Here is a 21,687-nt window from a genome sequence, read left to right on the forward strand (position 1 = left end):
GCACCTCGCGGCGCGGGGGGTGCGGGTGCTCGGGCTCGAGCGGTTCACCCCGGCCCACGACCAGGGGTCCAGCCACGGGGGCTCGCGGATCATCCGGCAGTCGTACTTCGAGGACCCGGCCTACGTCCCGTTGCTGCTGCGGGCCTACGAGCTGTGGGCGGAGGCCGAGAAGGAGGCCGACGCCGACCTGCTCACCCTCACGGGCGGCCTCTACCTGGGACCGCCGGACAGCACGACCTTCGCCGGCAGCCTGCGCGCGGCCCAGGAGTGGGACCTGCCGCACGAGGTGCTGTCGCCCGACGCCGTCCGCGACCGCTTCCCGACCTTCGCCCCGGCCGCCGACGAGATGGCGCTGTTCGAGGAGCGGGCCGGGTTCGTCCGCCCCGAGGCCGCCGTGGCGGCGCACCTGGACCTCGCCGCGCGGGACGGCGCCGACCTGCGGTTCGGCCAGCAGGTGCTCTCGTGGGACGCGACGGGCGGGGGCGTGCGCGTCCGCACCGCCGAGGGCGAGCACACCGCGGAACGGCTGGTGATCTCTCCCGGAGCGTGGGCGCCGGCCCTGCTCGCCGGGCTCGGGCTCCCGCTGCGCGTGGAACGGCAGGTGCAGTACTGGTTCGACCCGCCCGCCGGCGTCGAGCCGTTCGCCGGCAACCCCGTCTACGTGGCCGAACAAGCCGGGGGAGCGCAGATCTACGGCTTCCCCGCCATGGACGGCCCGGGCGGCGGGGTGAAGGTCGCGTTCTTCCGCCGCGGCCGGGACGCCGACCCGGACGCGCTCGACCGCGTGGTCACCGACGCCGAGGTCGAGGAGATGCGCACCCGGGTCGCCGACACCCTGCCCGGGCTGGTGGGGCCGGTCGTGAAGACGGTGCCGTGCATGTACACCACCACCCCCGACGAGCACTTCGTGATCGCCACCCACCCCGAGCACGCGGCCGTCACCGTGGCCTGCGGGTTCTCGGGGCACGGATTCAAGTTCGTGCCGGTCGTGGGGGAGATCCTCGCCGACCTGGCCACCAGCGGGGCAACGGCGCACCCGATCTCCCTTTTCGACCCGAGGAGGTTCGCATGACCGCCGTGCAGACCAACCTGGACCGACCGTCCCTGATCCGCACCCTCCCAGGCTCCGCCTACACCGATCCCGCCGTGTTCGCCGCCGAGCAGGAGAAGATCTTCGAACGTCGCTGGACGTGCGTCGCGCTCGTCGCCGACCTCGCCGCGCCCGGCGCGTTCCGCACGGTGACCGTGGGCCGAGAGAGCGTGGTGCTCGTCCGCGGCCGCGACGGCGCGGTGCGCGGGTTCCTCAACGTGTGCCGCCACCGCGGTGCCCGCCTGTGCACGGAGGAGTCGGGGCAGCTGCGGCGCAACCTCCAGTGCCCGTACCACGCGTGGACCTACGACCTCGCCGGCAAGCTCGTCGCCGCACCGAACCTGACGTCGATGCCCGACGTCGGCCGGGACGAGCACGGGCTGCTGCCCGTGCACCTGCGGGAGTGGCTGGGCTACGTGTGGATCTGCCTCGCCCCCGAGCCGCACTCGTTCGAGGCGGAGGTGCTCGGTGAGGTCGTGACGCGCCTCGGGGACGTCACCGCGATCGACAGCTACGGCGTCGAGCGCCTCGCGCTGGGCCGGCGGATCACCTACGACGTGGCGGCGAACTGGAAGCTGATCGTCGAGAACTTCATGGAGTGCTACCACTGCGCCACGATCCACCCCGAGCTCACCGAGGTACTGCCCGAGTTCGCCGACGGCTACGCGGCGCAGTACTACGTGGGGCACGGCGCGGAGTTCGGGACGCAGATCGACGGCTTCACGGTCGACGGGAGCGTGGGCGTCGAGCGGCTCCCGGGTGTCACCGCCGACCAGGACCGCCGCTACTACGCGATCACGATCAAGCCGCAGGTCTTCGTCAACCTGGTGCCCGACCATGTGATCGTGCACCGCATGACCCCGCTGGCCGCCGACCGCACGGTGGTGGAGTGCGACTGGCTCTTCGCCCCGGACGTCGTGGCGGCGGGGCGTGACCTCGGCCCGTCGGTGGAGCTGTTCCACCGCGTCAACGCCCAGGACTTCGCCGCCTGCGAGCGCACGCAGCCGGGGATGAGCAGCCGCGCCTACCGCGACGGCGGCGTGCTCGTCCCCAGTGAGCACCACATCGGGCAGTTCCACGCCTGGGTGGCCGCGCAGCTGGCGTGAACCCGCGGTTCACCCCTTCGGGAGGTCCACGGTCAGCGAGTACAGCCGGGTCGTCTGGTTGGCGCCCTGGTTGTCGTCACTGACCAGGAGCAGCTTCAGCCGGTTGCGGTCCTTGCCGACGACGGCGATGCCCTCGATGTTGTCCAGCAGCGGGTTGGGCTGGGGCTGCTTGGCCGTGGCGCCCAGGCTGGGGCACTTGCCGATGTCCGCCAGGAGCGTCTTGGGGATGAGCTTCGCGTCGGTCTTCGCGGTGAGGTCCTGCACGCCGCTGACGTCGGTCGCGTGGCGCGGGTCGGCGAGGTACAGGTGGATGGTGTTGCCCACGCCGGTGGTGAAGCCGCGCTCGAGCACGAACAGGCGGCCGTCACCGGTGGCGGTGATGTCGGAGACGCCGAGGCCGGGGTCCACCTTGTAGCCGTACTGGGCGGCGAGGGTGAAGTCGCCGCCCTTCGCGCCCTTGCGGTTCCAGGTCTGGAAGCGCACGAGGTCGGCGTCGTCGCCGGAGAGCGGGCCCTCCATCGACGTGATCAGCGTGTGGTCGCCCGGCTGCAGGGTCAGGCCCTCGAACGTCAGGTTCGTGGTCGCCCGCCCGGCCGGGGCGACGCGCAGGGCGTCCGGCACCGGGAGCCGGCCGAGCAGCTTGCCGTCGCGGTCGTAACGGCGGATGGACGGCTCGACCTCGGACGTGATCAACCGGGTGCCGTCATGGTCGATGGCCAGGCCCTCGGAGTCGAGCGGCTGGCCGTTCTCGTCGGCGAGGCTCACCACGCGGGTCGGCGCGAACGTCGTGGCGTTGAGGGTGAACAGCGACGACCGGTCGGAGAGGGCGTCGATCCCGCCGTCCGGGTCGACCGCGAGGGCCGAGAGGTTGCCGACGAACGTGTTGTCGAAGGTGGTCTTGTCGAGGGCGTCGGAGAACGACGTGATGTCCACCGACGGCGAGCAGGCGTGGCCGGTGTCGGGGGTGGCCGCGCCCGCCGGCGCGGCCGGTCCGACGACGGTCCCGACGGCGACCGCAGCCAGTGCGGTGGTGAGGCCGAGTGCAACGCGCGTGATCACGCGGCCACGCTAGAGGACCGTCACCCTGGGTGACGCAACGTTGTGATCCACACCGCGCACCGGGAAGTCCGCGAGATGGACAGGAGCGTCGTTCGACGCAGAAGGGACAACGCTGGTGTCCATCTCACCGCCCGAACCAGCCCATCCTCCTGCTCATCTCCGCCGCCGCCGCGCACAGTGGCGTCGTCATCTCGGACAGGCGGTCGGCGTCCATCCGGTAGGCGGGGCCGCTCACGCTCAGCGCCGCGATCACCTCGCCGGAACGGTCGAGCACGGGGGCGGCCGCGGCGTTCAGCCCGACCTCGTACTCCTCGACGACCACCGCGACGCCCGCCTTGCGCACCCGATCCAGCTCGGCATCGAGGGCCTCGGCGGAGGTGACCGTGCTCGGGGTGAGCGCCGGCATCCCGGACGCGGCGAGCAGCGCGGCCCGCCGTTCGGTGTCGAGATGGGCGAGCAGCACCTTCCCGCTCGAGGTGCAGTGCAGCGGGGTGAGGCGTCCGATCCAGTTGTGGGTGGCGACGGTGGAGGGGCCCATGGCCTGGTCGATGTTGACCGCCCAGTGCTCCTGCAGGACGGCCACGTTGATCGTCTCGCCCAGATCGGCGGCGAGCCGCTCGTAGACGACCCGGCCCTGGCGCGTGACCTCCAGCCGGTCGGCGACCGCTCCGGCCAGCGGGATCAGGCCGAACCCGAGCCGGTACTTGCCGCGCTCACCGGCCTGTTCGACGAGGCCGCGGCCCTCCAGGGCGCCGAGGAGCCGGAACGCGGTGGACTTGTGGACGTCGATCTCCGCCGCCAGCTCGCTGACCCCCGCCTCTCCCCGCCGGGCCAGGATCTCCAGCACGCTGATCGCCCGATCCACCGACTGGACTCCGCCGTCTCGCCCCCCCATGTTGCTCATAACGAAACTATATGCATCAAAACGGATACCGCGCTTGACGTCCGGAGCGGGCTGAGGACGATCAGCGCGTGCCCAGCCTCTTCGTTGACGGAGCATGGATCTCCGGGTCCGGTGGAACCGCCGATGTGATCAACCCGTTCGATGCGAGCGTGCTCGAGACGGTCGACCAAGCCGGTCCTGACGACGTCGATCGGGCGGTGCTCGCGGCCCGGGCCGCGTTCGACACGGGGCCGTGGCGCCGGGTCCCGGCGGCCGAGCGCGGGGCGCTGCTGCGGCGCGTTGCCGACCTGCTCGTGCGGGACAAGAAGGAGATCGCCCGCACCGAGACGCTCGACACCGGCAAGACGCTCGTGGAGAGCCGCATCGACGTCGACGACGTCACGGCGGTCTTCCGCTACTACGCCGACCTCGCAGGCAAGGACGCGGGCCGCGTCGTCGACACCGGGCAGGCGCACGTCCTGAGCCGGGTCGTGCCCGAGCCCATCGGCGTGTGCGTGCTCATCACCCCGTGGAACTACCCGCTGCTGCAGCTGTCGTGGAAGGTCGCGCCCGCGATCGCGGCAGGCAACACGATGGTGATCAAGCCGAGCGAGGTGACGCCGCTGACGAGCGTGCTGCTGGTGCGGCTGCTCGAGGAGGCGGGCGTGCCCGCCGGCGTGGTCAACATCGTGCTGGGTGACGGCCGCAGCGTCGGCGCCCCGCTCACGGAGCATCCGGCCGTCGACATGGTCAGCTTCACCGGCGGCCTCGCCACCGGCCAGGCGATCATCCGGGCGTCCGCGGCCACCGTGAAGCGGGTGGCCGTCGAGCTCGGCGGCAAGAACCCCAACATCGTCTTCGCCGACACCGACTTCGAGACCGCGGTCGACTACGCGCTCACCGCTGTGTTCCTGCACTCCGGGCAGGTCTGCTCGGGAGGCGCCCGGCTGATCGTGCAGGACGAGATGCACGACGACCTGGTGGCCGAGATCGGACGGCGGGCCGAGCTGATCCGGCTGGGCAACGGCCTGGACGAGGGCAGTGAGGTCGGTCCGCTCGTGTCGGCCGCCCACCGCGCCAAGATCGAGGACTACGTGGCGTCGGCGCAGGCCGAGGGCGCCCGGCTGGTGGTGGGCGGGCGGCGGCCCGAGGAGCCCGAGCTGCAGAAGGGCTTCTTCTACCGGCCCACCGTGTTCGCCGACGTGCACCGCGAGATGCGCGTGGTCCGCGAGGAGACCTTCGGCCCGATCCTCACCGTGGAGCGGTTCGCGGACGAGGAGGAGGCCATCGCGCTCGGCAACGACACCGAGTACGGCCTGGCAGGCGCGGTGTGGACGTCCGACATGGGCCGCGCCGAGCGGGTGGCGCGGGCCCTGCGGCACGGCACGGTCTGGATCAACGACTACCACCCGTACATCCCCGGTGCGGAGTGGGGCGGTTTCAAGCGTTCGGGGAACGGACGGGAACTCGGCCCGACGGGGCTGGCCGAGTACCAGGAACACAAGCACATCTGGCACAACACCGCACCGAAGCCGGTGCGGTGGTTCACGCACTAGTCACCCCATCAGCAGGAGGTCCGCGGTGAGCGCTCCCCAGGACGACGGGCTCGCCGAATTCGGCTACAGCCAGTCGCTCGACCGCAGCATCGGAAAGTTCGCCAGCTTCGCGGCTGGCATCAGCTACATCTCGATCCTGACGGGCACGTTCCAGCTGTTCTACTTCGGTTACGCCTTCGGCGGCCCCGCCTACTGGTGGTCGTGGCCGCTGGTGTTCATCGGCCAGGTCATGGTGGCGCTGTGCTTCGCGGAGCTGGCCGCGCGGTACCCCGTGGCCGGCTCGGTCTACAACTGGTCGAAGCGCCTCGCCGGCCCCACGACGTCCTGGCTCGCGGGCTGGATGATGTTCATGGCCTCGGTCGTCACGATCGCCGCGGTCGCGCTGGGCTACCAGACCACGCTGCCGCAGATCTGGAGCGGCTTCCAGCTCATCGGGGACGGGTCGGGCGACACCGACTTCGCGGTCTCCGGCGTGCTCTGGGGCATCGTCCTCGTCGCCTTCACGACGACCGTCAACGCCATCGGCGTGAAGCTGATGTCGCGGATCAACAGCGTCGGGGTGTTCATCGAGCTCATCGCCGCCGTGATCCTGGTGGTGCTGCTCGCGATCAACATCGTCAACCCGCCCACGGTGCTGCTCGACACCCAGGGCCTCGGCGCCGGGACGAACCTCGGCTACTTCGGGCCGTTCCTCATCGCCACGCTCGCCAGCGCCTACGTGATGTACGGCTTCGACACGGCCAGCTCCCTCGGTGAGGAGACCGTCGACCCCCGACGCACCGCGCCCTCGGCGATCCTGCGCGCCGTGATCGCGTCGTTCATCATCGGCGGGCTGATCCTGCTGTTCGCCATCCTCGCCGCCCCGGACCTCTCCGACCCGGCGATCGCGGAGAACGGCCTGCAGTACATCGTCCTGTCCGTGCTCGGTGGTCCCACCGGCACCGTCCTGCTCTTCGCGGTGATCATCGCGATCACGGTCTGCGCGCTCGCCGTGCACACCGCGGCGATCCGGCTCATGTTCGCGATGGCCCGTGACAACGCGCTCCCGGGCGCCGCCCGGCTCGCCCACCTCGACCCCAAGCGCAAGACCCCGCTCGTCCCGGCGGTGCTGATCGGCGTGGCCGCGGTGCTGATCCTCGTGGTCAACATCGGCTCGCGGGAGATCTTCACCGCGGTCACCAGCGTCGCGATCATCATGATCTACATCGCGTACCTGCTGGTGACGGCGCCGATGCTGGTCAAGCGGTTCCGCGGCGAGTGGCCGGGGCCGTCGGGCGGGAAGGACGGCTACTTCGCGCTCGGACGCTGGGGCCTGCCGGTCAACATCATCGCCGTGCTGTGGGGCGGGCTGATGGCCCTCAACCTCGCGTGGCCCCGCCCGGAGGTCTACGGCGAGGGCGTGCTGGCCTGGACCGCGTTCATCTTCATCGGCGCGGTGGTCGTCATCGGGCTGGGCTGGTTCCTGCTGCGCGGCCGGCACCAGGTCGGCACCCTCCCCGAGCACCTCGCGAAGCAGCTCGACGTCGACCCGGCGCCCCGGCCCGCGGACCAGTTCCCGGAGGGGAGCCAGGCGTGAGCGAGCTTGCGAGCGAACCATTAGACGCAGCAGCTTTGCGAACGTGGCCGACGAGCGTCAGTGAGGAGGCCGCGTGAGCGAGCTTGCGAGCGAACCATCGGACACAGCAGCGTCGGGAACGTGGCTGACGAGCGTCAGCGAGGAGGCTACGTGACCTCCGTGTTCGACTACGTGATCGTCGGCGGCGGCTCGTCGGGCTGCGCTCTCGCCGCCCGGCTGTCCGAGGACCCGGACGTGACGGTGTGCCTGCTGGAGGCGGGGCCGTCCGATGTGGACGACCCGGTGATCCTGAAGCTCACCGACTGGATGGCGCTTCTCGACTCCGGCTACGACTGGGACTACCTCGTCGAGCCGCAGGAGCACGGCAACAGCTTCCTGCGCCACGCGCGAGCGAAGGTGCTCGGCGGGTGCTCGTCGCACAACTCGTGCATCGCGTTCTGGACGCCGCGCGAGGACCTCGACGAATGGGCGTCGATGGGGTGCGAGGGCTGGAGTGCCGACGAGTGCTGGCCGCTGATCGAGCGCCTGGAGACCAACGACGGGCCCTGGTCCGGGCACGGCCGCTCGGGACCCGTGACGATCATGCAGGTCGAGCCGGACGACCCGTGCGGCGTGGCGGTACTGGAGGCCGCTGCCGCCGTCGGGCTGCCGACCGTGCGGTTCAACGAGGGCACGACGGTCTGTGAGGGCGCCGGGTTCTTCCAGATCAACCGGGAGCCCGACGGCACGCGCGCGTCGTCGTCGCGGGCGTACCTGCACCCCATCATGGGCTCGCGCCCGAACCTGGAGATCCGCACGGGTGCCTGGGCGTCCCGCGTGCTGTTCGAGGGGAGGCGAGCCACGGGCGTCGAGTACCAGCAGGACATCGGCCCCGGCCGGCGCACGGTCACGGCGCGCCGCGAGGTGGTGCTGTCGGCCGGGTCGATCGACACCCCGAAGCTGCTGATGCTCTCCGGGATCGGTCCGGCCGAGCACCTGCGCGACTTCGGCATCGACGTGCTGGTGGACGCGCCGGGCGTCGGGTCCAATCTGGACGACCACGTCGAGGGCCTCGTGATGTGGGAGGCGGCGAAGCCGATGGTCACCCGGTCCACCCAGTGGTGGGAGATCGGGCTGTTCACGCGCACCGAACCCGGACTCGACCGGCCGGACCTGATGATGCACTACGGCTCGGTGCCGTTCGACCTGAACACCGTGCGGTGGGGCTACCCGACCACCGACAACGGGTTCTGCCTCACCCCGAACGTCACACGGGCCCGGTCGCGGGGCACCGTGCGGCTGCGCACGCGCGACTTCCGGGACCGGCCCAAGGTCGACCCGCGCTACTTCACCGACCCCGACGGCCACGACATGGCCGTGATGCTCGCCGGGCTGAAGCTCGCGCGTCGCATCGGCGAGCAGCAGCCGCTCAAGGAGTGGGTGGCCCGCGAGCTCGCGCCCGGACCGGACGTGGTCACCGACGACGAGCTGGTGGACTACGTCACCAAGACGCACAACACCGTCTACCACCCGGCGTGTACCGCGAAGATGGGGCCGGACGGCGACCCGATGGCCGTGGTGGACCCGCAGCTGCGGGTGCGCGGGGTGGCCGGGCTGCGGGTGGCCGACGCGTCGATCCTGCCGTTCCTGCCGGCGATCAACCCCAACATCACCTGCATGATGATCGGGGAGAAAGCGAGCGAACTGCTCCGGCGATGATTTGACGTCCGGTGGTGGCGATGATGCGGTGGAGAGCATGTCGGAACAGCTCGATTGGGCCGAGGTCAATCCACCCGTCATCGCCACCTTCCGGGCGAACCGGGGAAAGGTCGGCGGCCGTTTCGCGGCTTCGCCGATACTGCTCCTGCACACCGTCGGCGCGCGGACCGGCCAGGAGAGGGTCAATCCCCTGACGTATCTCCCCGACGGCGACCGGTTCGTCGTCTTCGCGAGCGACCGGGGCGCGCCGCGGCACCCGGACTGGTTCCACAACGTCGTCGCGAGCCCGTCGGTGCAGGTGGAGGTGGGTGACGAGACCCTCCCGGCCACTGCGACCGTCGCGGAGGAGCCGGAGCGCAGCGAGCTCTTCGCCCGGCAGGCGGCCGCCCTGCCCCGGTTCGGGGAGTACCAGGAGAAGACGAGCCGGACGATCCCGGTGGTGATCCTCACCCCGGCGCCGCGCGACCGAACCTACTGAAAGGAGACGAACACCGGTGCTTCGGGCCCGACCGCCATTGTCTGGGCGGGAGTGAACATCGGCCGGTCCTCGTCGTAGAAGTTCTTCCAGCCCCAGTGAACTCCGGACGGCTGGGCCTCGTGCAGCGTGGCCCACGTCTGGAGCTTCAGGTCGGGAGTGCCGAAGCCGTCGGCGTGCAGGATGACGCCCAACTCGTCGCGCGAGGTGTCGAGCTTCTCCCGTCCGCTGATCATGCTGAGCCGGAACTGGTGCACCATGAGCAGCTTCTGCGGGAGCACGCGGTCGCGCGTGAGGTCGGCGAGCCAGGTGATCACGGAGTTGATCTCGTCGACGCCGACCGAACCGATCTGGGTGCGGTGGCGCTGCTGCGGGGCGAGCCGCCATTCTGGGTCCAGCGCCAGCCCCACGTGCGGCTGCGCGAGCAACTCCTCGTAGCGCCGGGCTTGGGTGAGGAAGTCGCTGCGGCCGGGCTGCAGGTCGAGCACGACGTAGACCCCGGCTCCGCGCGCCGCGTCCACCCACGGGCGGAGGTCCGCCACGGACGACTCGGAGGAGTAGTCGCCGTCCGGCCCCGGTCCGGAGTCGGCGACGGTGGTGATCACCTCGAACGCCGGTACGACCGGTTCGCCCAGCAGTGGCTGGTACTCGGCCGCGAGGGACTGCGCGCGCTTCACCGACTCCTCGACGCCCTGCTCGCCGAGCACGCCGAGCGCGGGCGCGCCGGGATGGCCGTAGAGGGCGACCATGCGCCGTCCGGGGAACAGCACCTGGCCGCCACCGGGAAGCTGCACCCCGGTGGCGGCGACGGCAAGCCGCCGGTCGAGCACGTCGGACGTGCCGAACGCGCTGCCGAGGGCGAGCACGTGCTCGGGACGGCGCGGCGGTTCGGGAGCGCGCCGGGGGTCGGCACCGGGCACCACGACCACCTCGGCACCGGAGGCGCGGGCCGTGGCGGTGGCGGCGGCCTGGGCGGGGGAGTCCTGGGCCAGCACCAGCACCGATTGCCGCCGCGGCGGTGCGGTGACCGCCGGCAGCGCCGCCTCGTCGGTGACGATCTCGGCGGAGCCGTCGGCGGCCGACGCCCAGTGGGCGGCCCCGTCATCGACGGCCAGCACTGTCCGCGCGCCGAGCCGGGACAGCTCGGCGCGCACCCCGGCCGCGTCCCCGTCGGCGGGGGTCAGCAGCAGCGGCGCCCCGATCCGCTCCGCGACCGCGGTCGCCGGTGCTTGCCCGGCCTCGTCACCCGCCGCGGTGAGCACCACCACCGGCGCGGTCGCGTAGAGCGCGGCGCTGGTGGCCACCGCGAGCTCGACGGGATCGTCGCTGGGTAGAACGGTGGTGGGCGCGCCTGGCGCCGTGACCTGCGGGGAGAGCGGAACCGGCGGTGCGGGCGCGGTGCAGGCGCCGATCAGCAGGACGGCCACGAGGACGACCACGACGGCCGCCCACCGGCTCCGGGACGAGCCGCCGTCCGGCCCAGGACGGCGCGTCCGATCGCGGTACCACCCGGAGCGTTCAGCGCATCCCCCCACCGCCTCGGACGGTAGCTCACCGTGCAGCCGGGCTCATGGGGAAAAGACGCGCAAACGGGCGAATCCCCCGCCGCTACCCCGCCGGCGCGCTCGGTTCCGTGCGGACCGGCCGGGTCCGGCGGGGTGATCGTTGCGAGATGCGGGTGTTGGCCGTGGGGAGGGCGGATCGGCGGATCTCGCAGCGATCACCGGGCGACTCGGGCGCGGTTACGGGGCGACTCGCGCGCGGGAAGTGGGCGACTCGCGGGGGTGGGCGGTGGCGTCCTGCACGAGCTCGTCCGGCTGTGCTGCGGCACCCCGCTCGAACTCCGTGGTGAAGCCCTCGTCGCCCAGTTGCCGGCGCGCGGTGGCGGTGATCCGGTTGACGTCGCCGCGTTCGGCCTCGGGCAGGGGCGCCCCCACCGCCTCCCGCGCCGCGGCGGCCGCCCCGAGCAGCCGCGCCGCCCGTGCGGGTTCGCCGGCGAGCGCGAGGGCTCCGGCCAGACCCTCCATGGCCAGGGCGACCGCGCGGGGATCCTGGAGGCGACGCGCGGCCGCGAAGCCCTCGAGCTGCAGCCGCAGGGCCGTGGCCGCGTCGCCGCGCAGTTCGGCCACGAAGCCGAGCTCGGCGAGGAGGAGTGCGTTGCCCGGGTCTGCGCCCGGGACGGGGGCGACCCTGCCGTGCCATCCCAGCAGGGTGTGCAGGTGCTCCTCGGCGGCATCGAGGTCGCCCGCCCGGCGTGCGCCCAGCGCGAGCCCCGTCTCGGCGTAGATCCGGCCCGGGGCGAAGCCGTGGTCGACGGCCATCCGTACCGCCTGCTCGTGCAGCTGTCTGCCCTCAGCGAGCCGCCCGGTGAGGAGGGCGACCCGCCCGAGCCAGGACAGCTGGTAGGAGACCTCGGCCCACAGGCCCAGCTCCTCGGCCATCCGCAGGCCGGCGCGGTGCTGGTGGGCGGCCCGTTCGTAGTCGCCCGCGATGGAGGCGAGGGTGCCCACGGCGTAGGACGCCTGCACCTGCCCCCACCGGTCGCCGACCTCGCCGAACAGATCCGCGGCCTGGGTGGCGGCGTGCCCGGCCCCGGCGAGGTCGCCCCTCGTCATGGCCTGGCTCATGCGGTCGACGAGAGCGGCGGCGACGCCCCAGCGGTCGTCGAGTGCACGGAACGTCGTGAGTGCGGACTCCGTGAACTGCTCGCCCCGCACATGGCCGACGGTGGTGAGCGCGTAGCCGACGAACCACCGCGCCCGCGCGCAGGGCGCCGGATCGTGCGGGCCGGACAGGTCGAGCACGGGGTCGAGAGCGGAATCCACCGCCCGCTCCCCGTCGAGCACACCCATGCCGAGCTCCCACGCCATGACGACGGCCCGCAGGCCGGCAGGCGCAGCTCCCGGCGCGGCCAGCGCCCGGCGCAGCGACCGGCGGGCCTCGCCGACCCTGCCGCGCAGGAGCCAGTACCAGGAGAGTGCCGCGACCAGACGCAACGCGGGTTCTGCGCCGTCGGGCTGACGGCAGACGTGCTCGAACGCGGCCCGCAGGTTGGCCGACTCGGTGTCGAGGCGCTCGAGCCACCTGCCCTGCTCCGGGCCGCGGAGCAGCGGTTCGGCGTGCTCGGCGAGCTCCAGGTAGTGGCGGGAGTGCCGCCGGTGGAGGGGCTCCGCCTCGCCCGCCTCGGCGACGCGGTGGAGGCAGTAGGCGGCGACGGTCTCCAGCAGCCGGAACCGGGGCTCGCCCGCGGGGCCCGGCTGGGCGACCACGAGTGAGCGGTCGACGAGCCGGGTGAGCAGGGTGAGGACGTCGCCCGCCGGCACGGCCTGGTCGGCGCACACCTCCTCGGCGGCCGACAGACCGCAGCTCTCGGCGTGGACCGCGAGGCGGCGCAGCACGACCTGCTCCGGTGGGGTGAGCAGCTCCCAGCTCCAGTCGATCATCGCCCGGAGCGTCTGCTGACGGGCCGGTGCGCCGCGGGCGCCGGTGGACAGCAGCCCGAACCGGTCGTCGAGGCGGCGCAGCAGCTCGTGCACCCCGAGTGCCCGCACCCGGGTGGCGGCGAGCTCCATCGCGAGCGGGATCCCGTCGAGTCGCCGGCAGATGGCGGCAACGGCGGGGGCGGTGGTGTGGTCGAGGGTGAACCCGGGCGCGACCTCGGCGGCTCGGGCGACGAACAGCTGGACGGCCGGGGCTTCCCGCACCGAGGCGAGGTGGCCCTCCGCGCCGCGCTCGGGCAGCTCCAGCGGCGCGACGTTCCACAGCACCTCGCCGGTGACGCCGAGCGGCTCGCGGCTGGTGGTGAGGATGCGGAGGCCGGGCGCGAGATGGAGCAGGCGCTGGGCCACGGCCGCGACCTGCTCGACGACCTGCTCGCAGTTGTCCAGCACGAGCAGTGCCTCCTGCGCGCGCAGCGCCTCGGCGAGCCGCTCGACCAGGTCGGCGGCGCCCGGGTCGTCGCGCACGCCGACCGCCGCCGCCACCACCTCCACCAGCCGCTCCGAGACCGGGCAGTGCGACTGTGCGCCGACCTGCCGGTCGATGCCGGCGAGCTCGACCAGCCACGCGTCGCCGCCCGCGTCGGCCCGCCGGCGTGCCGTCTCCACCGCCAGGCTCGTCTTCCCGACGCCCCCCGGCCCCGTGAGCGTGACCAGCCGGGCGCGGCCGAGCAGCGCGTGCACCTCCTGGACGGCGGCGGCCCGGCCGACCAGTTCGGTGATCCGGGCGGGGAGGTTCGTGCGGATGCGGGCGGGCGCAGGAGGGCCGGCCAGCGCCGGATCCTGCGCCAGTACCGCCTGCTGCAGGGCGGAGAGCTCGGGGCCGGGTTCGAGCCCGAGCTCGTCGACCAGCCGTCTCCGCAGCACGGAGAAACTCGTGAGGGCCTCGGTGGGCCGCCCCGCCCGGTGGAGCGCGCGCATGTGCACGGCACGCAGCCGCTCCCGCAACGGATGCCGGGTGACCAGCTCCTCCAGCTCGCCGAGCAGCGCGCCGTCGACGGGCCCGGACGGCGCGAGCAGCGCCTCGGCCCGCTCCTCCACCGCGACCAGCCGCTCCTCCTCCAGCGCGCGGATCGCCGGGGCGGCGAACGGCTCGTGGGCGACGTCGGCCAGCACGGGCCCCCGGAAGAGCGCCAGCGCCTCGGACAGCAGGCCGGCGCGTGCCCGTGGCTCGGCGCTCGCCCGGGCGCGCGCGGTGAGCACACGGAACTGCCGGGCATCGACAGAGCAGGCCTCGGCCCGCAGCCGGTAGCCCGGTGGCTGATGGACGACGAGCTCGCGGCCGCCGGGCTCGGCGTCCTCCAACGCCTTGCGCAGCTGCGACACCTTCGTCTGCAGCGTGTTGCCCGGGTGGCCCGGCAGCTGCTCGCCCCACAGGTCGTGGAGCAGCCGTTCGGCCGAGACCGGCCGCCCGTCGTGGACGAGCAGATCGGCCAGCAGCGCACGGACCTTCCGCTCGGGAACACGTACGGAACGGCCCTCCGACGTCCACACGGCCAGCGGGCCGAGCACTCCGAAGCGCACGAACAGACCGTAACCGGCGGCCCCGACGAAATGGGCCACGAATCGTGCGTGGACCACCAGCGAACCGTGCGCGGCCCTCGCCAGGCTGACGCCATGACCGATGACGACAAGGGAGTGACGGTGCTCGGCCTGGGCGCCATGGGCAGCGCGCTGGCCGGGGCGTTCCTCGCCGCCGGGCGACCGGTCACGGTGTGGAACCGCACACCGGGCAAGGAGGCGGCGCTCGTCGCCGCGGGTGCCGCGACCACCGGGACGGCCGAAGCGGCCCTCGCAGCGAACCGGCTGGTGGTGGTCTGCCTGCAGGACCACCGTTCGGTGCACGAGGTCCTCGACCCGGTGGGCGACGCCCTTGCCGGCCGGGTCCTGGTCAACCTCACCACCGGCACCCCGGAGCAGGCCCGAGAGCTGGACGCCTGGGCCCGCGAGCGGGGAGCCGAGCATCTGGACGGCGGGATCATGGCGGTCCCGCCGATGATCGGAACGCCCGGGGCGTTCGTGCTCTACAGCGGAGCCCGCGGGGTGTTCGACGCCCACCGCGCGACCCTGGACGCCCTCGGGGGGAGCCGCTTCGCCGGTGCCGACCCGGGGGCGGCGTCCCTGCAGGACCTTGCCCTGCTCAGCGGGATGTACGGGATGTTCGGCGGTGCCCTGCAGGCCTTCGCGCTGATCCGCTCGGCGGGCGGCTCGGCCACGGAGTTCGCTCCCGTGCTCCGCGAGTGGCTGGGCAGCATGAGCGACTTCGTCACCGGCTCGGCGGAGCAGATCGACACGGGCGACTACGGGACCGGGGTGGACGCCACGCTCGCCATGCAGGCGGCGAGCTACGTCCACCTCGTCGAGGTCGCCGAGTCCCAGGGGGTCGGCACGGAGCTGCTGCTGCCGCTGGCCGGGCTCATGGACCGCCGGGTCGCCGACGGGCACGGCCACGAGGACATCACGAGCGTGATCGAGCTGCTGGTGGGGCGCCGGTCACTGAACGAGATCGAAGGACGGGAGAACTGATGGGTGAGATCGAGCCGGTGACGGTGATCGGCCTGGGCCCGATGGGCCAGGCGATGGTGCGCAGGTTCCTCGCAGCCGGGCACCGCACCACCGTGTGGAACCGCACGCCCGGCCGGGCGGATGCCCTCGTGGAGGCCGGCGCGGTACGGGCGGCCACGGCGGGGGAGGCGGTGGCCGCGAACCGGCTGGTGCTCCTGAGCCTCACCGACTACGCCGCGATGTACGACGTGCTGGGGAAGGCGGAAGCCGAGCTGGCGGGCCGGGTGGTGGTCAACCTGAGCTCCGACACCCCGGAGCGGACGCGGGAGGCGGCGGCGTGGCTGGCCGAGCGCGCAGCGGTGCTGCTCACCGGCGGGATCATGGTGCCGGAGGAGCTGGTGGGCACCGAGGCGGCCTACGTCTTCTACAGCGGCCCGCGGGCGACGTTCGACGCCCACGAGCCGACGCTGCGGGTGATCGGACGGCCCGACCACCGCGGCGAGGACCCTGGCCTGGCGCAGCTGTACTACCAGGCCCAGCTGTCGCTGTTCCTCACGTCGCTGGCGGCGTACCTGTACGCGACCGCGCTGGTGGGCACGGCCGGTGTGTCCGCGACGGAGTTCCTGCCCTACGCGGTGGACAACGCGAACTCGCTGTCCATGTACCTGGCCGATGCCGCCCGGGAGATCGACGCCGGCCGGTACCCGGGCGACCAGGCGAACGTCACGATGATGGGCGCGACGGCGGACCACATCGTGGGCACCGCGCGGAGCACCGGCATCGAGCCCGCCCTGCCGGTGGCGGTCAAGGCGTTGTACGACCGCGCCATCGCCGCAGGCCACGGCAAGGACGGCTGGCCGAGCCTGTACGAGGTGATCAGGAAGGGGTAGCGGCGGGCTCGCCTGCGCCGACGATCCGGGCGACGACGCTGCGGGTGACCGGCGCACCGTCGGGAGCGGAGCGCAGCACCGGACCGGCGATGGCGTCGAGCTCCAGGACGGCTCCGGCCAGCGCGTCCTTGAGCATCGAGGACTGCATGGTCCCCGGCAGCGAGGCGAGCCGCTGCGCCACCGCGGCCGGGTCGATCCGGGCGCCGCCGGCCGCCGCGGCGGCCGCGGTCTCGGTGACCAGCCCGTGGAGCACGTCGGGCCGGCCCTCCCGGGCCGGGCCGAGCGCGGCCCGCGTGCTCGTGGTGATCAGCGCGTGCGGGCAGAGGAACGAGAGCTTGCGCCACAGCAGGGTGGCCTCGTCGGGCGCCGAGGCATCCACGTCGAGGCCCGCCTCCCGCAGCACGGAACCGGGGTCGAGCCCGCCGTCGCGGGCCCCGGCGGAGATCGCGTAGTCGGCGAACGGGGAGACGTGCTCGATGACGCCCGGACCGATGCGGGTGGCCTCCACCCCCACGGTCATGGGCACCACGGCGGCGCCGGGGAGGACGGTGCGCAGCAACGGCACGTGGTCGATCCCGTTGAGCAGCGGGACCACGGTGGCCCCGGACACCAGCGCCGGCGGGACCCTCGTCAGCGCATCGAGCAGGGCCGGGGCCTTGACCGTGACGAAGACGAGGTCGACCGGTGCCGTGAGCCACGGCCGCGCCGGGACGCGGACGTCGATGTCGCCGTACCGGCCGCTGCGCAGGCTCAGCCCGTTGACGTTGATCGCGGTGCTGGTGCGGTCGGTGGCCAGCACGGTGACGTCGTGCCCGGCGTCGGCCAGGAGCACGCCCAGCATGCCGCCGACCGCTCCGGCCCCGAGGATCGCGATGCGATGGGTGGTGCCTGCCACAGGTCCTCCTCGCCGCCGTCGCCGGCGTCAGGGGCGGACCGGCCGCGGCACGTCAGTCCACCGGTTTGAGCGGGTCGTGTCCGAGCGACATCAGCTTATGCCGCCACGCGGCCTGGCCGGCCGTAGGTTCGAGGTCGTCGCGGCGCTGCTCGTGCACCCGGTCGACGACGCGGCGCATGACGTGCGCGTCCTCCGTGGTGACGTCGCGGCGCCGTTTGCCGAGGATCGCCAGCACCTCGCGCCCGGTGGGGGAGCCGGCCTGGTCCGGGATCTGCTCGGCCTCCTCGCCCGCGTCGCGGGTGAGGAGCCAGTCCCTCAGCTCGTGCGAGGTCATGTTCACCACGCGGTGGAACTCGTCCCACAGCTCGTCGTCGACATCAGCCATGACTGCGGCCTACCCCGATCGCCGTTGCGCGATGCGTACCGCTTCAGCGCCTGCGACGGGGCGTGACAGCCGGTGCGGCCAGCTCGTCCTGCATCTCCTGCGCGACCGCGCAGGGGTTGTCGGTGGCGGTGGCGGTGCGGGTGGCGACGCGATCCAGGAGGCCGCGCAGCACCTCCTGCTCCGCGGGGTCGAGCGGGTCGAGAAGCTCGTCCTCGGCGGCGCGCAGCCGCCGCTCCAGGTCGCACAGCTTCTCGGTGCCCGCGTCGGTGAGCACGATGCGCCGGGCCCGGCGGTCGGCCGGGTCGGGTCTCCGCTCGACGAGCCCTGCGCTCTCCAGATCGTCGAGCAGGTAGGTCATCACGGTGCGGTCGACGCCGAGGTGCTGGGCCAGCGCGAGTTGGCTGCGCTGTTCGCCGCGGAAGGCCATGGAGAGCACCTGGTAGCCCCGCGGCCCACCGGGCACGGCGCCGACGGCGTCGTGGGCGGCCCGCAGGTAGGACCGCATCACGGCGCCGAGCGCCCAGCCGAGATCGGACTCGGCGGTGGGCGGTGTGGTCACCCTCTCAGCTTAGCCGCCCGGAACAGGAGTCAGCGATGTTCGGTTGACACGATCGTCTTGATAGCAGACGATCTGCCGGACAGCGAAGTGACTCGAAGGAGTTCCGATGACCTTGTTCCGCGTCGACGCCAGCATCCGCCGGGACGGTTCGGTGAGCCGCGAGGTGGCCGACACCTGGCAGCGCGCATGGACCGAGCACCACCCGCACGACGCGGTGCTCCACCGTGACCTCGGTGCCTCGCCGCTGCCGCCCGGAGCGTGGCCGCTGGCGGTCGGCGCCGGTCTCGTGCCCGAGGACGAGCGCACCCCCGAGCAGCGCGCCGCCGTGACCCTGGCGTCGAACCTGGGCGACGAGCTGCTGGCCGCCGACGCCGTCCTGATCGCGACCCCGCTGTACAACTACGGCATCGCGCAGCACCTCAAGACGTGGATCGACCTGCTGATCACCGACCCGCGCTTCATGGCGCAGCCGCTGGCCGGCAAGCCGGTGACGCTGGTGATCGCCCGCGGTGGCGGCTACGCCCCGGGCACGCCGCGCGAGGGCTGGGACCACGCCACGCCGTACCTGCGGCAGATGTTCGGCGACTTCTTCGGTGCCGACCTCACGGTCGTCGTCGCCGAGCTGACCCTCGCCGACTCGGTCCCTGCCATGGCCGATCTGCGTGAGGCCGGCGCCGCCTCCAAGGCCGAGGCCCTGCGGCTCGCCGAGACCACCGGACGGGCCCACGCGCAGCTCGTGGCCGCGAAGCGGGCCGACGGCGCCCTGGAGGGCGTGGCCTGAGCGGGAGGCGGCGCGTCCGGGATCGAGGGGTCCGGCCGCGCCGCCCGCCCGAGCCGCGGAGTGGGCACGCCGGGGATCGTCGTCCGGCCGCTCGTGAGCGCGTGGTACCCGGTGCGTGCCCGCGGCACAGGTCGCGGCGTAGGTCGCGGCGGGCGGGGGTACCCGCCGGACGACCTGTCCACGGACGAGAGGGATGTCATGGTCGCCTTCGGCTACTCCTTGCTGTGCGAGCAGCGCGGGCCCCGCGAGCTCGTCGCCGACGCCGTCGCCGCCGAGGAGGCGGGATTCGACTTCGAGGTGATCAGCGACCACTACTTCCCGTGGCTCGACTCGCAGGGCCACGCGCCCAACGCCTGGCCCGTGCTCGGAGCGATCGCCGCCGCCACCGAGCGGGTGTCACTGATGACCTACGTGACCTGCCCGATCATGCGCTACCACCCGACCGTGGTGGCGCAGAAGGCGGCGACCGTCGCACTCCTGGCGGGCGAGGGCCGTTTCACCCTCGGCCTCGGGGCGGGGGAGAACCTGAACGAGCACGTCATCGGGAAGGGCTGGCCACCGGCGAACGTGCGGCACGAGATGCTCGGCGAGGCCGTGGAGATCATCGGGGAACTGTTCGCGGGCGGTTACGTGAACCGCAGCGGCACCCACTACCGCGTCGACTCGGCGAAGCTGTGGGACGTCCCGGACGGCGGCGTCCCGATCGCGGTGGCGGTCTCGGGCAAGCAGTCGATCGAGACCTTCGCCCCGGTGGCGGACGCGATGGTCGCCGTCGAGCCGCTCCCGGAGCTGGTGCAGGGCTTCGACGCGGCCACCGGGGTGTCGCTGCCCAAGATCGGACAGCAGCCGATCAGCTGGGGTGTCGACCGCGACGAGGCGGTAGCCCGGGCCCACGACCAGTTCCGCTGGTTCGGCGGGGGCTGGAAGGTCAACGCCGAGCTGCCCGGCACCGCCGCGTTCGCCGCGGCCACCCAGTTCGTGCGCCCGCACGACGTCGCCGACGCGTTCCCCTGCGGCCCCGACGTGGCGGCGCACGTCGAGGCGGTGCGTCCCTTCGTCGATGCCGGGTTCACGCACGTCGCGCTCGTGCAGGTGGGCGGGGAGACGCAGACGGACTTCATCGCGTTCGCCGAGCACGAGCTGCTGCCGGCGCTCCGCGAGGAGTACGGCAAGCCCGAGAACGCCCGCATCCGCGTCCGCTGAGCCCCCTCCGTCACACATGGACACATGTCGCTGTCGCCACCGGCCTCGGAACAGCGACATGTGTCCATGTCGGGTGACGGGTCAGGTGCGGCGCGCGTAGCTCGACCTCGGCAGGTTGTACGCCAGGTCGACGGCCGTCTCCAGCGCCTCGTCCAGGCCCAGGCGGTGCTCGGCCACCAGCCTCGCGAGGTGCCCGGCGTCCACGCGGCGGGCGAGGTCGTGCCGCGCGGGGATCGAGACGAACGCGCGCGTGTCGTCCACGAATCCCGTGGTGTTGTAGAAGCCCGCGGTGTCGGTGATGGCCTCCCGGAAGCGGCGCATCCCGTCGGGGGTGTCGAGGAACCACCACGGTGCGCCGAGCCGCATGGCCGGGTAGACGCCGGCGAGCGGGGCGAGCTCGCGTGAGTAGGTGGTCTCGTCCACGGTGAAGACGACGATCCGGAACCGGGGGTCGCGGCCGAACGATTCCAGCAGCGGGCGCAGGCCCCGGGTGAACTCGGTGGCCACCGGGATGTCGAAACCCTGGTCCGGGCCGTGCAGGGCCCGCGCGGCGCGGTCGTGGTCGCGCAGGACGCCCGGGTGCAGCTGCATCACCAGCCCGTCCTCGCAGCTCATCCGGGCCATCTCGTGGAGCATGTGGCCCGCGAACGCGGCGGCGTCGGCGGGATCGACCTGCCCTGTCCTCGCGGCGGCGTACACCCGCCCGGCCTCGGCGGGGGACAGCGGCGTGGTGTCGGTACCGAGGTGGCCGTGGTCGGTGGCCATCGCCCCGGCTTCGACGAACACCCGCCGACGAGCGCGCAGCGCCTCGCCGAACCCGTCGTAGGTGCCGGTGTCGATGCCGGTCAGCTCGGCCAGCCGGTCGACGTCGGCGACCCAGGCCGGCCGGTCGACGTACAGCAGGGCGTCCGGGCGGAACGTCGGCACGACCTTCTCGCCCCACCCCTGATCGCGCAGGGTGGCGTGGTCGGGCAGCGTCGACAGCGGCGAGTCGGTGGTGGCCAGCACCTCGATCCCGAACCGCTCGAACAGGGCCCGTGGCCGGAAGTCGGGCTTGGCGAGCTGGTCGGCGAGGTGGTCGTAGAGCGCGTCGGCGGTGTCCTCACCGGGCTGGGTGGTCACCCCGAAGACCTCGTGCAGCTCGTGTTCGAGCCAGTACCGGGTGGGAGTGCCGCGGAACAGGTGCCATCCCGCGCAGAACCGCCGCCAGATCTCCCGGGGGTCGGTCTCGACCGTGCCGCCGCCGGTGGTGGCGACGCCCAGGTCGCGCAGGTCGGCCCCTTGCGACACGAGCATCCGCAGCAGGTAGTGGTCCGGCACGACGAACAGGCTCGCCGGGTCGGAGAAGGGGCGGTCCTGGGCCAGGACGGCTGCGTCGACATGGCCGTGCATGCAGACCAGCGGGAGGTCACGGGTCGCGCCGTAGACCTCTCGTGCGACGGCTCGCGTCGCGGGGTCGGCCGGCAGGGCCCGGTCGTCATCGAGCAGCAGTGGACGCATGCGACCTCCAAATCGGTTTGCAAAGGATT

18 protein-coding genes are annotated in these 21,687 nt (G+C 72.8%); 10 read left to right on the top strand and 8 right to left on the bottom strand.

The window, feature by feature from the left end; genetic code table 11:
- On the top strand, positions 1-1,072 hold a 1,072-nt coding region (solA, locus tag HF577_RS25145; RefSeq protein WP_169398421.1), incomplete at its 5' end, for an N-methyl-L-tryptophan oxidase.
- Positions 1,069-2,196, top strand: coding sequence for an aromatic ring-hydroxylating oxygenase subunit alpha (locus HF577_RS25150; protein ID WP_169398422.1), 1,128 nt, complete (start codon positions 1,069-1,071; stop codon positions 2,194-2,196). The genes solA and HF577_RS25150, both read left to right, overlap by 4 nt.
- A gap of 9 nt (positions 2,197-2,205) precedes the next feature.
- On the opposite strand, the gene HF577_RS25155 is transcribed toward HF577_RS25150, so the two are convergent.
- Entirely contained in the window at positions 2,206-3,255 is a 1,050-nt protein-coding gene (locus tag HF577_RS25155; RefSeq protein WP_211174804.1) for an esterase-like activity of phytase family protein, read from the bottom strand.
- A 124-nt stretch (positions 3,256-3,379) separates the two neighbouring features.
- Positions 3,380-4,159 (bottom strand): IclR family transcriptional regulator, encoded by a 780-nt coding sequence (locus tag HF577_RS25160; RefSeq protein ID WP_211174805.1) that lies wholly within the window; start codon positions 4,157-4,159, stop codon positions 3,380-3,382.
- A 68-nt stretch (positions 4,160-4,227) separates the two neighbouring features.
- Between HF577_RS25160 and HF577_RS25165 the strand changes: the two genes are divergently transcribed.
- From HF577_RS25165 to HF577_RS25180, 4 genes are all read left to right on the top strand, one after another.
- Positions 4,228-5,694 (top strand): aldehyde dehydrogenase family protein, encoded by a 1,467-nt coding sequence (locus HF577_RS25165; protein WP_169398423.1) that lies wholly within the window; start codon positions 4,228-4,230, stop codon positions 5,692-5,694.
- Positions 5,695-5,719: 25 nt separating this feature from the next.
- Positions 5,720-7,270: an APC family permease gene (locus HF577_RS25170; protein ID WP_169398424.1), complete on the top strand. Its 1,551-nt coding sequence runs from the start codon at positions 5,720-5,722 to the stop codon at positions 7,268-7,270.
- A 150-nt stretch (positions 7,271-7,420) separates the two neighbouring features.
- Entirely contained in the window at positions 7,421-8,968 is a 1,548-nt protein-coding gene (locus HF577_RS25175; RefSeq protein WP_169398425.1) for a GMC family oxidoreductase, read from the top strand.
- A 37-nt stretch (positions 8,969-9,005) separates the two neighbouring features.
- The gene (locus HF577_RS25180) at positions 9,006-9,446 is read left to right on the top strand and encodes a nitroreductase family deazaflavin-dependent oxidoreductase (protein ID WP_169398426.1); all 441 of its coding nucleotides are present in this window, start codon (positions 9,006-9,008) and stop codon (positions 9,444-9,446) included.
- Here the strand turns inward: HF577_RS25180 and HF577_RS25185 are convergent.
- Together HF577_RS25185 and HF577_RS25190 are read right to left on the bottom strand one after the other, a co-directional pair.
- Positions 9,440-10,882 carry a hypothetical protein gene (locus HF577_RS25185; protein ID WP_169398427.1) on the bottom strand — a complete coding sequence of 481 codons (1,443 nt, stop codon included), beginning with the start codon at positions 10,880-10,882 and terminating at the stop codon, positions 9,440-9,442. The two genes, HF577_RS25180 and HF577_RS25185, sit on opposite strands and share 7 nt — an antisense overlap.
- A gap of 303 nt (positions 10,883-11,185) precedes the next feature.
- Positions 11,186-14,521: a BTAD domain-containing putative transcriptional regulator gene (locus HF577_RS25190; RefSeq protein WP_312859369.1), complete on the bottom strand. Its 3,336-nt coding sequence runs from the start codon at positions 14,519-14,521 to the stop codon at positions 11,186-11,188.
- Positions 14,522-14,557: 36 nt separating this feature from the next.
- Between HF577_RS25190 and HF577_RS25195 the strand changes: the two genes are divergently transcribed.
- Both HF577_RS25195 and HF577_RS25200 read left to right on the top strand, forming a co-directional pair.
- Positions 14,558-15,466, top strand: coding sequence for an NAD(P)-dependent oxidoreductase (locus HF577_RS25195; RefSeq protein ID WP_169398428.1), 909 nt, complete (start codon positions 14,558-14,560; stop codon positions 15,464-15,466).
- Entirely contained in the window at positions 15,466-16,335 is an 870-nt protein-coding gene (locus tag HF577_RS25200; protein ID WP_169398429.1) for an NAD(P)-dependent oxidoreductase, read from the top strand. Before HF577_RS25195 ends, HF577_RS25200 begins: the two co-directional genes overlap by 1 nt.
- On the opposite strand, the gene HF577_RS39835 is transcribed toward HF577_RS25200, so the two are convergent.
- Genes HF577_RS39835 through HF577_RS25215 form a run of 3 tightly spaced genes read right to left on the bottom strand, consistent with a single transcriptional unit; the run spans position 16,322 to position 18,174 of the window.
- On the bottom strand, positions 16,322-17,230 hold the full coding sequence (locus tag HF577_RS39835; RefSeq protein WP_169398430.1) for a ketopantoate reductase family protein: 909 nt from the start codon (positions 17,228-17,230) through the stop codon (positions 16,322-16,324). The genes HF577_RS25200 and HF577_RS39835 overlap by 14 nt on opposite strands.
- Before the next feature lie 52 nt (positions 17,231-17,282).
- Positions 17,283-17,615, bottom strand: coding sequence for a DUF3140 domain-containing protein (locus HF577_RS25210; protein WP_169398431.1), 333 nt, complete (start codon positions 17,613-17,615; stop codon positions 17,283-17,285).
- A 43-nt stretch (positions 17,616-17,658) separates the two neighbouring features.
- Positions 17,659-18,174, bottom strand: coding sequence for a MarR family winged helix-turn-helix transcriptional regulator (locus HF577_RS25215; RefSeq protein WP_312859370.1), 516 nt, complete (start codon positions 18,172-18,174; stop codon positions 17,659-17,661).
- 106 nt (positions 18,175-18,280) lie between these two features.
- On the opposite strand from HF577_RS25215, the gene HF577_RS25220 reads away from it, so the two are divergent.
- Together HF577_RS25220 and HF577_RS25225 are read left to right on the top strand one after the other, a co-directional pair.
- The gene (locus HF577_RS25220) at positions 18,281-18,955 is read left to right on the top strand and encodes an FMN-dependent NADH-azoreductase (protein ID WP_169398432.1); all 675 of its coding nucleotides are present in this window, start codon (positions 18,281-18,283) and stop codon (positions 18,953-18,955) included.
- Between the two features lie 198 nt (positions 18,956-19,153).
- Positions 19,154-20,158 (top strand): TIGR03557 family F420-dependent LLM class oxidoreductase, encoded by a 1,005-nt coding sequence (locus HF577_RS25225; RefSeq protein ID WP_169398433.1) that lies wholly within the window; start codon positions 19,154-19,156, stop codon positions 20,156-20,158.
- Between the two features lie 81 nt (positions 20,159-20,239).
- On the opposite strand, the gene uxaC is transcribed toward HF577_RS25225, so the two are convergent.
- Positions 20,240-21,658, bottom strand: coding sequence for a glucuronate isomerase (uxaC, locus tag HF577_RS25230; RefSeq protein WP_169398434.1), 1,419 nt, complete (start codon positions 21,656-21,658; stop codon positions 20,240-20,242).
- Positions 21,659-21,687 lie beyond the last annotated feature (29 nt).

It is taken from the genome of Pseudonocardia xinjiangensis (genome assembly GCF_012911925.1).
In the GTDB taxonomy this organism is placed as follows: Bacteria; Actinomycetota; Actinomycetes; order Mycobacteriales; family Pseudonocardiaceae; genus Pseudonocardia; species Pseudonocardia xinjiangensis.